Annotated in this window: 10 protein-coding genes and 1 pseudogene; 7 read left to right on the top strand and 4 right to left on the bottom strand. The window is 66.8% G+C overall.

From position 1 onward, the window contains the following. Positions 1–16: 16 nt before the first annotated feature. The 3 genes from P3W85_RS36170 to P3W85_RS36180 form a co-directional block, all read right to left on the bottom strand. Positions 17–154: a hypothetical protein gene (locus tag P3W85_RS36170; RefSeq protein ID WP_017229198.1), complete on the bottom strand. Its 138-nt coding sequence runs from the start codon at positions 152–154 to the stop codon at positions 17–19. A gap of 120 nt (positions 155–274) precedes the next feature. After that, entirely contained in the window at positions 275–1,855 is a 1,581-nt protein-coding gene (locus tag P3W85_RS36175; RefSeq protein ID WP_276268308.1) for an aldehyde dehydrogenase (NADP(+)), read from the bottom strand. A gap of 68 nt (positions 1,856–1,923) precedes the next feature. Continuing rightward, positions 1,924–2,856 carry a dihydrodipicolinate synthase family protein gene (locus P3W85_RS36180; protein ID WP_017229197.1) on the bottom strand — a complete coding sequence of 311 codons (933 nt, stop codon included), beginning with the start codon at positions 2,854–2,856 and terminating at the stop codon, positions 1,924–1,926. A gap of 146 nt (positions 2,857–3,002) precedes the next feature. Between P3W85_RS36180 and P3W85_RS36185 the strand changes: the two genes are divergently transcribed. The 4 genes from P3W85_RS36185 to P3W85_RS36200 all read left to right on the top strand — a co-directional run bounded on the left by P3W85_RS36185 (position 3,003) and on the right by P3W85_RS36200 (position 7,902). Then, a complete protein-coding gene (locus tag P3W85_RS36185) occupies positions 3,003–3,938 on the top strand; it encodes a LysR family transcriptional regulator (RefSeq protein WP_276268309.1) in 936 nt (311 codons plus the stop codon). Positions 3,939–4,101: 163 nt separating this feature from the next. Next, positions 4,102–5,064: a Bug family tripartite tricarboxylate transporter substrate binding protein gene (locus P3W85_RS36190; RefSeq protein WP_276268310.1), complete on the top strand. Its 963-nt coding sequence runs from the start codon at positions 4,102–4,104 to the stop codon at positions 5,062–5,064. A gap of 98 nt (positions 5,065–5,162) precedes the next feature. Beyond that, positions 5,163–6,338: an L-rhamnonate dehydratase gene (locus P3W85_RS36195; RefSeq protein WP_017227263.1), complete on the top strand. Its 1,176-nt coding sequence runs from the start codon at positions 5,163–5,165 to the stop codon at positions 6,336–6,338. 241 nt (positions 6,339–6,579) lie between these two features. Then, complete coding sequence (locus tag P3W85_RS36200; RefSeq protein ID WP_276268311.1) at positions 6,580–7,902, top strand: MFS transporter; 1,323 nt, start codon at positions 6,580–6,582, stop codon at positions 7,900–7,902. Positions 7,903–7,926: 24 nt separating this feature from the next. Here the strand turns inward: P3W85_RS36200 and P3W85_RS36205 are convergent, their stop codons facing one another. After that, entirely contained in the window at positions 7,927–9,411 is a 1,485-nt protein-coding gene (locus P3W85_RS36205; protein WP_276268312.1) for a PLP-dependent aminotransferase family protein, read from the bottom strand. A 182-nt stretch (positions 9,412–9,593) separates the two neighbouring features. On the opposite strand from P3W85_RS36205, the gene P3W85_RS36210 reads away from it, so the two are divergent. The 3 genes and pseudogenes from P3W85_RS36210 to P3W85_RS36220 form a co-directional block, all read left to right on the top strand. Further along, positions 9,594–10,382, top strand: coding sequence for an aldolase (locus tag P3W85_RS36210; protein ID WP_017227260.1), 789 nt, complete (start codon positions 9,594–9,596; stop codon positions 10,380–10,382). 50 nt (positions 10,383–10,432) lie between these two features. Further along, complete coding sequence (locus tag P3W85_RS36215) at positions 10,433–11,323, top strand: dihydrodipicolinate synthase family protein (protein ID WP_276268313.1); 891 nt, start codon at positions 10,433–10,435, stop codon at positions 11,321–11,323. A 229-nt stretch (positions 11,324–11,552) separates the two neighbouring features. Then, positions 11,553–11,743: pseudogene (locus P3W85_RS36220) on the top strand (hypothetical protein); the annotation flags it as partial.

Here is an 11,743-nt window from a genome sequence, read left to right on the forward strand (position 1 = left end):
ACGCATTGGGGCGCTGTCACGCGCACACGGCGGGTGTCGCCTGCGTGCGCAGCGTTGCCGAATCTGCCCGGCCCGCGCCGCGCTCGCGCTTGCGGCAAAGCGGGCCGGTGTCGAAGCGCAATTGCACATGCCAGCGGATCGCGAGGTGTTGCATCTGACGGCGCCAGACAGGGAGCAGCCGTTGCGCCCCCTGCCCGTATGTGCTTGGACGCCTGCCGTCCTGGCGAGGACAATGCAGGTCGAAACGGCCGCCGGTATCGCCAGCAGCCGGCGGCTAGCGCCCTGGCTGCGCCTCGCCGTCGACCCGCAACGCCAGGCCGAGCGGATTGCCCGGCTGCAGCGCTTGCGGCAGCAGCGCCGCAGGCATGTCCTGATAGCAGACGGGCCGCAGGAAACGTGCGATCGCAAGCGTTCCGACCGAAGTGGAACGGCCGTCCGAGGTCGACGGATACGGCCCGCCATGCACCATCGCATGGCTTACCTCCACCCCCGTGCCGAAGCCATTGACGAGGATCCGGCCTACGCGGCGCTCCAGCGCGGGCAGGAAAGCGCGCGCGGCCTCGTAGTCGGCTTCGTCGATATGGATAGCCGCGGTAAGCTGGCCTTCGAGCGCCTCCACCACGCGGCGCATGCTGGCCAGGTCGGGGCAACGGACCACCAGCGACGCCGCGCCGAAAATCTCGGCGCGCAGCGCTTCGTTCTCCAGGAAGGCCTCGGCACTGGTCGAAAACAGCCCCGCCTGCCCCTGGTATGGCGCGCCAGCCTGGCCGCGCGCCAGGGTGCTGACCTGCGGATGGCAGGCGAGCGCATCGACGCCCGCGCCATAGGCACGGTGAATGCCCGGGGTCAGCATGGTCGATGCCGGGGCCCGCGCAATGGCCGCGCCGGCCGCTTCGAGGAAGCGGTCCAGGCCGGGACCATCCACCGCGAGCACCAGGCCGGGGTTGGTGCAGAACTGGCCCGCGCCGAGCATCAGCGATGCGGCGAACGCCTGGCCGATCGCGTCGGCACGGCTGCCCAGCGCATGCGGGAACAGCAGCACGGGGTTGATGCTGCTCATCTCCGCATAGACGGGAATCGGCTCGCCGCGGGCCGCGGCCAGCTTCATCAGCGCCGTGCCGCCGGCGCGCGAGCCGGTGAAGCCCACGGCCTTGATGCGGTGATCGGTGACCAGGCCCTGGCCGATCTGCAGGCCGGCATCGAACAGCAGCGAGAATGTGCCCTCGGGCAAACCCAGGTCGCTGACCGCTTTCTGGATAGCGCGGCCAACCAGCTCGGACGTGCCGGGATGCGCCGGGTGCGCCTTGGCGATGACCGGGCAGCCCGCCGCCAGCGCCGATGCCGTGTCGCCACCCGCCACCGAGAACGCCAGCGGGAAATTGCTGGCGCCGAAGACGGCGACCGGGCCCAGCGCGATATTGCGCAGGCGCAGGTCCGCGCGCGGCAGCGGTTTGCGTTCGGGCTGCGCGGGATCGATGCGCAGGTCCAGGAAATCGCCCTGGCGCACCACGGCGGCAAACAAGCGGAGCTGGCCCACGGTGCGCCCGCGCTCGCCTTCGATGCGCGCGCGCGGTAGCCCGCTCTCGCTGACGCAGCGTTCGATCAGCGCATCGCCAAGCGCCAGGATATTGGCGGCGATCGTTTCCAGGAAGAGGGCTCGTTGTTCGAGCGGGGTGTCGCGGTAGACATCGAAGGCCTGGCCCGCCAGCGCGCAGGCCTGCTCCAGTTGCTCCGGCGCGGCCCCGCCGAAGGCGGGTTCCAGCGTTTCCCCCGTGGCCGGATCGACGGCCCGGATCACGCCATGGGTGCCGCGCACGGACTGGCGGCCAATCAGCTGTTCGCCTGAAATCTTCATATTGGATCCTTGGAATGAAAAGGCGGCGCCGATGCCGCGCCGCCGATAATGCGTTGCCCGCCAGGGGTTTACCTGCCCCAGCGCAGCACCAGCGGATCCAGCCTGCGCGCGATCTGCAGCAGGCCGGCGCGCGTGGCGGGATGCATCGGCTGCAAGGGATGGCGCACCGCGTCGGAGGCGATCACGCCGCCTTCCTTCATCAGCACCTTGCTGGTGGCCAGCCAGCCCTGGCGGTTTTCATGGTTGATCAGCGGCAGCCATTGCTGGTAGTGCTGCGCAGCCAGTTCCGTATCGCCTGCCTGGTAGGCATCCACGATCCTGCGGATACCGTCCGGAAAGCCAGCGCCTGTCATGGCGCCGGTGGCGCCGGCATCCAGGTCGGCCATCAGCGTGATGGCCTCTTCCCCGTCCCACGGGCCCACGATGGCGTCGCCGCCGAGTTCGATCAGCTCGCGCAGCTTGGCCGCCGATTGCGGCACTTCGATCTTGAAGTAGGAGACGTTGGCGATCTCCTTCGCCATGCGGGCCAGGAACGGGGCCGACAGCGCGGTGCCGCTGACCGGGGCGTCCTGGATCATGATGGGAATATCGATGGCGTTCGACACAGCGGCGAAGAAATCGTAGATGCCGCGCTCCGGCACGCGGATGGTGGCGCCGTGATACGGCGGCATCACCATCACCATGGCGGCGCCGGCATCCTGCGCGGCGCGGCTGCGTTCGGCGCAGATGCGCGAGCTGAAATGCGTGGTGGTGACGATCACCGGCACGCGGCCCGCCACGTGGTCCAGCACGGTCTTCATCAGCAGGCTGCGCTCGTCGTCGGCAAGCACGAACTGCTCCGAGAAATTGGCCAGGATGCAGATGCCGTTGGAACCGGCGTCGATCATGAAGTCGATGCAGCGGCGCTGCCCGTCGAGATCGAGGCCGCCCTGCTCGTCGAAGATGGTGGGGGCCACCGGGAATACGCCGCGATGGACGGGCTGGGTGCTGTGCATGGTCATGGTCTCCTTATTGTTCCGGCGGGGCAGCCTTGCTGCGAGGCACCCAATATACGGTGCGCCCCGCAGCGATGTATATTGAAACCTTTCCATCGCGTGATCGCTTTTGCGACTCACCACCCTATCCCCCCCACCTCCCGCGAGTACGCATGAAAGCCACGCTGGACGTCCTGATGTCGCGCCTGCGCATGAAGCAGCTGCAGTTGCTGATCGCGCTGGACGACCATAAATCCCTGCACCAGGCCGCATCGGCCATGGCCATGACGCAGTCCGCCGCCAGCAAGTCGCTGCAGGAACTGGAATCCATGCTGGATGCGCCGCTGTTCGCGCGTTCCAAGACCGGCATGCGCCCCAACCCCTTCGGCCACTGCGTGATCCGCTATGCGCGCCTGATGGCGACCGACCTGACCGCGCTCTGCCAGGACATGGCCGAGATACGCTCCGGCCAGGGCGGCCACCTGGCGATCGGCTCCATCATGGGCGCGGTGCCGGAAGTGCTGGTGCCGGCGCTGGAAGCCATGCAGACAGCCCAACCCAACCTGTCCATCGAGATCGTCGAGGACACCAGCCTGCGCATGCTCGCGCTGCTGGACGACGGACGCCTGGACCTGGCCATCGGCCGCGCCTTGGTCAGCGACCAGCCGGCCAGGTACCAGTACGAGGCGCTCGGGGACGAGCCGGTCTCGGTGGTGGTCGGCCACGCCCACGCCGCGCCCCGTGCCAGGGAGATGACGTTTGCCGACCTCGCCGGCTATCGCTGGATCGTCTATCCCGGACAGATGCCCATGCACGCCCTGCTGCAGCGCGAACTGGACATGGCCGGCCTCGGCATGCCGCCCAATGCGATCACGACCTCCTCCACCTTTGTCACCGCCGCCATGCTGCAGCGCAGCGCAAAGCTGGTTTCCCTGTTGCCGACCAGCGTGGCGGCGCTGTTCGCCCGGCAAAGGATGCTGCGGATCTTGCCGGTCCGGATGCAGTCCAGGCAGCAGACCTTCGGCATCGTGACCCGGCGCGGGGGCACGCTCTCCGCCGCCGCCGGCGAATTGATCCGCTTGCTGCGCGCGGGCGCCGCCGCGGGGTAGGCCAGCCCGGCAACTGGCTGGACGGGTGCCCCCGGGCATCCGCCAAAGTATTCCTGCAAGTAATCACCCATTCAAAAAACGTCAGTAGTCACATATCGCTCCCGACCCTATAGTCTGGCTGACCGCGCTTCGGCGCAGGCCAACAACAACGTGGGAGACAACGATGAAAAGATGGCTGACCGGTGCGATCGCCGGCCTGATGGGATTCGCCGCCGCCCCCGGCGCCCAGGCGCAGGACACCCGCCCGGTGCGGCTGATGGTGGGCGCGGCCCCCGGCGGCGGCACCGACGTGATGGCCCGCATCGTCTCCGAGAAGCTGGCCGCCATCCTCAAGCAAGCGGTCGTGGTGGACAACCGCCCGGGCGCCTCCAACACCATCGCCGCCGACATCACCGCCAAGGCGGTGCCGGACGGCAACACGCTGCTGATGGGCGTGGTCACCTCGCAGGCCATCGCGCCGCACCTGCTCAAGCTGCAGTTCAATCCGCTCAAGGACCTGGCCCCGGTGGCCTTGGTCGCAACGGTGCCCAATGTGCTGGTGGTCAACAACCAGGTGCCGGCGCGCGACGTGAAAGCGCTGGTGGCGCAGATCCAGGCCAACCCGGACAAATTCCGCTACAGCTCCTCCGGCGTCGGCAGCACCCAGCACCTGGCCGGCGCGGCCTTTGCGCACCAGATCCACGGCAAGCTGCTGCACGTGCCGTACAAGAGCAGCAGCAGCGCGCTGGTGGACCTGATGGGCGGGCAGGTCGACATGAGCTTCGAGACCATGCCTTCGGTGATCAACTTCATCAAGTCCGGCAAGCTGCGCGCGCTGGCGGTCACCGCCGACCGGCGCTCGGCGCTGCTGCCCGATGTGCCCACGCTGGCCGAAGCCGGCGTGCCGGGCATCCAGATGAACGCCTGGTACGGTGTCTATGCGCCCGGCGGCACGCCGCCCGCCACGCTGCAGAAGCTGAGCGCGGCGCTGGCCACTGTCCTCAAGGACCCCGACACCGTGCGGCGCCTCAACGACGTGGGCGCGCTGCCCGGCACGCTCGGCTCAGCCCAGTTCGATGCCTTCTCCCGCGCGGAGTTTGCCCGCTACGGCAAGCTCATCGGCGAGCTGGGCGTGAAACTCGACTGACACCACGCTGCTTTGCCTCTCTCTTTTCCGCAAGCGCGCCCCACTGCCCCGGCACGCGCTTGCCGCCAGGCCAACCCCGATCATTGACGGAGAACACCTTGAAAATCACCAACGTCCGCGCCCGCGTCTTCGAATGGAAGGGCAAGACCGTGCCCCCGCAGGCACACTTCTGCACCAACGCCACCGACATCCTGTTCGAGCGGGGCGACGCCATGGGCTCCTTCCGCTTCCACGGCTGGCTGGTGGTGGAAGTGCAGACCGATACCGGCCTGGTCGGCATCGGCAACTGCGCGCTCGCGCCGCGCGTGGCCAAGGAGATCGTGGACCAGTACCTGGCCCCCATCGTGATCGGCCAGGACCCGTTCGACAACGAATACCTGTGGCAGAAGATGTACCGCCGCACCCATGCCTGGGGCCGCAAGGGCATCGGCATGGCCGCCATCTCGGCGGTGGACATCGCGCTGTGGGACCTGATGGGCAAGGCGGTGGGCAAGCCGGTGTTCAAGCTGCTGGGCGGCCGCACCAAGGAGAAGATCTGGTGCTACGCCTCCAAGCTCTATAACAACGACGACCGCGACGCCTTCCTGGCCGAGGCCCGGCGCTATCTCGACCAGGGCTTCACCGCCATGAAGATGCGCTTCGGCTACGGCCCCAAGGACGGCGCCGCCGGCATGCAGAAGAATATCGAGCAGGTGCGCCTGCTGCGCGAACTGGTGGGCGACAACGTCGACATCATGCTGGAGTGCTATATGGGCTGGACGCTCGAATACGCGCGCCGCATGCTGCCGCGCCTGGCCGAGTTCAACCCGCGCTGGCTGGAAGAGCCGGTCATCGCCGACGACATCGAAGGCTACGCCGAGCTGAAGAAGATGAGCCCCTTCCCCATCTCCGGCGGCGAGCACGAATTCACCTCCTACGGCTTCAAGGACCTGCTGGAGCGCCGCGCGGTGGACGTGATCCAGTACGACACCAACCGGGTCGGCGGCATCACCGCCGCGCAGAAGATCAACGCCATGGCCGAGGCGTGGTCGGTGCCGGTGATCCCGCACGCGGGCCAGATGCACAACTACCACCTCACCATGGCCTCGACCGCCTCGCCGATGTCCGAGTTCTTCCCGGTGCACGACGTGGAAGTGGGCAACGAGTTGTTCTACTACATCTTCAAGGGCGAGCCGGCGCCGGACAAGGGCTACCTGCAGCTCGACGACAACCTGCCGGGGCTGGGGCTGACGCTGAACGAAGCGTATTTCGGGGAGTTCGACATTATCGGGTAAGCGCGGGCGGTGGCGGCTGGGTGGATAGCAACAAGCCCCGCATCCCCCTCATGCATGGCGCAACCAGGCCGCGCCGGACTTACGCCACGCGCATGAAGAATCGCGGCTCACGCGGGAATGCGGACGACGCCATGCCGCGTGGGCTCCGCAAGCCTCTTTCGGTATCGGGCCGGACAGACCGGCCTACGACAATCGCGCCTGACCTGAGCAGTCACGGCGGAGAAACAATGGAGACAGAACGATGACTGCCCTGAATGCAGCCGAGGGCCTGCTTGCGCGCGCCATCACGAAAAGCCGCGCACGCCTGCTGCCCTTCCTGGTCCTGATGTATATCCTTGCGTTTATCGACCGCGCCAACGTCGGCTTTGCCAAGAACGCACTGCTGGCCGACACCGGGCTGAGCGATGCCGCCTTTGCCTTCGGCGCCAGCATCTTTTTCATTGGCTATGCCTGTTTTGAAGTCCCCAGCAACCTGATGCTCCACCGGCTGGGTGCGCGTATCTGGCTGTGCCGGATCATGGTGACATGGGGCGTGGTATCGGCCGCGATGATGTTCGCGCATGACGCCACCACCTTTTATGTGCTGCGCTTCCTGCTTGGCATTGCCGAAGCCGGCTTCTTTCCCGGCATCATCCTCTACCTGACCTACTGGTTTCCCGCGCAGAGCCGCGGCCAGGCGCTCGGCCTGTTCTACTTTGGCCTGCCGCTGGCTCTGGTGCTGGGCAGCCCGCTGTCAGGCTGGCTGCTTGAGTTCCACGGCGTGTTCGGCCTGCGCAACTGGCAATGGCTGTTCGTGGTGGAAGGCCTGATGGCTTCCGCGGTCGGCATCCTCGCCTATTTCTATCTGGTCGACCGGCCGGCCCAGGCGCGCTGGCTCCACCCCGACGAAAAGCAGGCCTTGCAGGCGGCGCTGGCGGCGGAAGACGAGCGCAAGCGCGATCAGAGCCCGCATGGCTTCCTGGGGGCCCTGCGCAATCCGCGCGTGCTGCAGTTCTGCCTGGCGTATTTCACGATCCAGATGAGCGTCTACGGCGTGGTGTTCTACCTGCCGGCGCGCATTGCCGGCTTGCTGGACGGCAAGATCGGACTGACCGTGGGCATGCTGACCGCGGTGCCATGGATCTGCGCCCTGGTGGTGACCCGCCTGGTCACGCGCCGCGCCGACGCCAGCGGCCAGCATCGCCGCCTTGCGGTTTGCATGCTGACCATGGCCGCGCTCGGCATTGCCGCCTCGGCGTTGGCATCCAGCATCGTCCCGGTCGTGGTGGCGTTCTGTTTTGCGGCGGCCGGCTTCGTTGCCGTGCAGCCGCTGTTCTGGACCATCCCCACCAGCTTCCTCAGCGGCGCGGCTGCCGCCAGCGGCATTGCGCTGATCAACTCGCTGGGCAATCTCGGCGGCTTTGTCGCACCGAACCTGAAGACGCTGATGGAGCGCCAGTTCGGCGACCCGCGCGCCGGCATGTTCGCCCTCGCCGTGGTCGGCCTGCTGGGCGCCATCCTGATCGCCCGCCTGAAGGGATCGGCGCCGCTTGCTCCGCATCGTCCGCTGGTGCCAGCCCGGTGAATATCCAAGAACCACCTGGCCGGATCAGCCGCGGCACTTCCGCCGTGCAGCCCCAAGCCGCCGGATGGCGGTGCCGAGTTCGGCCTCGTCCAGGTTGCCATAGCCCAGCCGGAACCCCTCCACATTTCCCGGGCCGTTCAGATAGACGCTGCCGGGCAGGCAATCGACGCCTTCGGCGCTGGCCGCCTCGGTGAAGCGCCGTATGCCGATGCCTTCGTGCAGATGCAGCCAGAGCGCGAGGCCGCCAATGGGTACCTGGAAGCTGGCGTCGGCGCCGAGTTCTCCGCGTACCAGCGATGCGCAGAGGTCGCGCCGCTGCTCGTAGATCTTGAGCGCGCGCCGGATGTGCCGCTTCAGTTCGCCCGACTCCATCAGTTCGGTGACCGCGATCTCGGTCAGCGCATTGCCTTGCCGGTCGATCAGCATGATTTCCGCGGCGCATTGCGCCACGAACCCCGCCGAGGCAACGATGTAGCCAAGGCGCAATCCCGGCGCCAGGACTTTGGAGAGCGAGCCGATCAGCAGCACATGACCGGTGCCGGTCATGCTCGCCAGCGGAAACACCGGATTGGAGGAGAAATGGAACTCATGGTCGTAGTCGTCCTCGACCACGACGAAGCCATATTTCCTGGCCAGCGCCAGCAGCTTGAGCCGCCGGTCCGCCGGCATCGTCACCGTGGTCGGGAACTGGTGATGCGGGGTGGTGAAGACCGCCTTGAGCTGCGTGGCCTGGCACACCCGCTCAAGTGCTTCCGGGATCAGGCCGTGCTCATCCTGCTCGATATCGAGCACGGTTGCGCCGCACGAGCGGAACGCCGCGCGCGCCGGCGGATAGCTCAGTGTTTCGAATGCCACGCGGTCACCGGGACGCGTCAGCAGGCGGGCGGCGAGATAGATGCCCATCTGGCTGCCGCGCACCACGCAGATATTCTCCTCGCGCACGTTCAGGCCGCGCTCCAGCCGGAGCATGGCGGCAATCGCCGCTCTCAGCGCGGGCTCGCCGCGCGGGTCGCCATAGCCGAGACGGTTCGCCCTGGCAGACGCCACCAAGGCATGGCGATACGCCCGCGATAGCAGGTCGAAAGGGATCAGGCGGGTATCCGGAACCCCGTCGGTAATGACGATCCGCCCGGTGCCCGCGGCGCCCGCCAGGGGCAGCGTGGCCCGGAGCAGGTCCTCGCCCTCGCTGCCGGCGGACGAGGCAAAGCCGGCATAGGCGGCCTCGTCGGCACTGCCCGCATCCGGCTTGGGGAGCCGCCTGGAGACGAAGGTCCCGCGTTTCTCCTGGGTTTCGAGCCAGCCTTGCGCTTCGAGTTCTTCGTAGGCGAGCACCACGGTCTTCCGGTTCACGCCCAGATCGCCTGCGAGGACGCGCGTGCCGGGCAGCGCCATGCCCGGCTCCAGGCGGCCGCGGCGGATCTCCTCGATGACCGACTGGACGATCCGCAGATGAAGCGAATCGTCGCCGGATTGCGCCGGCAATAGCGCGAGCTTCCATGTCCTGAGCATTTTTCCCTTTCCCGATCTGGACCAGCAGGAATTCTAATTCTGGATGTTTCAAATGGTCCAGCCCAACTCTAGGATTGCTCCCTGTGCAGAGGCAAGGCACCTGCCATCCGCCACTGGCACCGCAAGGGTGGCGGCGCGCTGCGCCGCTACCGCATGGTTGAACCCACGACTTGGAGCCTTCAATGGCCGACACCCTTACGACTTCAAAAGCGCAGCTGGTCGCCCTGGCCCACCAGCAGATGCAAGGCGCCATCCAGGCCCCGGCATGGTCCACCCGGGAGAAGCTGGCGCTGACGTGCCGGATCCTCTTCGACGCCGGGCACGATTCCGGCCTGGCCGGCCAGATCACCGCCCGCGCCGAATCCGGGGACACGTACTACACGCAGCGCTTCGGCCTCGGCTTCGACGAGATCACGGCCTCGAACCTGGTGCACGTGGACCAGGACCTCAAGCTGGTCAGCGGAGAAGGCATGCCCAACCCGGCAAACCGCTTTCATACCTGGGTCTACCGCGCGCGCCCCGAGGTGAACTGCATCATCCATACGCACCCGCTGCATGTGGCCGCGCTGTCGATGCTGGAGGCGCCGCTGCAGGTCTCGCATATGGATACCTGCCCGCTGTACGACGATTGCGCCTTCCTCGCGGAATGGCCGGGGGTCCCGGTGGGCAACGAGGAAGGGGAGATCATCTCGCGCGCCCTCGGCGACAAGCGGGCCATCCTGCTCGCGCATCACGGCCAGCTGGTGACCGGCAGGACCATCGAGGAAGCCTGCAATCTCGCCGTGCTGATCGAACGCGCGGCCAGGATGCAACTGCTCGCCATGGCTGCGGGGACGATCAAGGCCATTCCGGTGGCGCTGGCACGCGAGGCGCACGACTGGATCTCGACCGCCAAGCGCGACCAGGCCTCGTTCTCCTACTACGCACGCAAGGCCCTGGCCCGGCAAGCGCACCAGGACTGCATTGCGTGACGCCGCAAGCCGCCCCCCCATCCCCTCCAGACAAGACAAAGCAGGCAATCATGACCCACAAGATCCACGGCATCGTTTCGTATCCCATCACGCCGTTCAATCCCGCTGACGGCAGCGTGGACCTCCCCACCCTGAAGCGCCTCATCGACCGCCTCGTGGCGAACGGCTCTCACGCCATCGCACCGCTCGGCAGCGCCGGCGAAAGCGCCTATCTCACCGACGCGGAATGGGAGGCAGTGGCCGAGGCATCCATCCGGCACGTTGCCAGGCGGCTCCCGGTGATCGTGGGCATCTCCGACCTGACCACGCGCAACGCCGTGCGGCGCGCGAAGTTCGCGGAACAGGCCGGCGCGGACGCGGTGATGGTCATGCCGGTGGCGTACTGGAAGCTGTCGGATGCCGAGATCTTCCGTCACTACGCCGAAATCGCGCAGGCCGTGGGCCTGCCGATCATGGTGTACAACAATCCCGCGACCAGCGGCATCGATATGCCGCCGGCGTTGATCTTCAAGCTGTTCAGCGAGATCGATAACGTAACCATGGTCAAGGAAAGCACGGGAGACATCCAGCGCATGCACCGCCTGCAACAGCTCTCTGACGGCGGCATTCCCTTGTTCAACGGAAGCAATCCGCTGGCGCTGGAAGCCTTCGCCGCCGGCGCGGCGGGCTGGTGTACCGCCGCGCCCAATCTGATCCCCGAATGGCCGGCCCGGCTGTATGAAGCCTGCACGCGCGGCGACCTGGTACAGGCACGCGAGGTCTTCTACCGGCAACTGCCCTTGCTCCAGTTCATTCTCAAAGGCGGCCTGCCCACCACCGTGAAGGCCGGACTGAACCTCGTCGGCTTCATGGCAGGCATCCCGCGCGCGCCGCTACAGCCGTTGAGCAAGGAGGGCGAAGCGCAACTGGGGGCGATACTGGCCGGACTGGCCGCTCGATAGCCGTTGTCCGGATGCGGGCCCGGCTCGATTCGCCGAGCCAGGCTCCGCACCAATATTCAAAAATACTGAACAATCTATCCGGATAAGGCGAGTCCAAGGCTCCGATGGCTCTTCTATAGTTCGTTACATGAACGGCGCACAGCAAAGAGAAACCAGCAAAGCAACGTTCTGGCAGATCCAACGAACAATCAACGAAATTCAACGAATTTCCCAGATACCGGAGAACATCATGACCAAGACCTTCGCCCGCAAGCTCGTTTCCACCCTCGTGCTGTCGTTCGCCGCCATCGGCGCCGCCCATGCCGCCAGCGCCGCCACCGCTAGGGACCTGCTCCCCGGCGACAAGTATGGCTACGAGTTCCGCACCCACGACACCTTCACCGACGGCGCACGCTCCGGCAAGCTCGACGTCTTCACCGA

Source organism: Cupriavidus basilensis, assembly GCF_029335485.1.
Classification (GTDB): Bacteria; Pseudomonadota; Gammaproteobacteria; order Burkholderiales; family Burkholderiaceae; genus Cupriavidus; species Cupriavidus basilensis_E.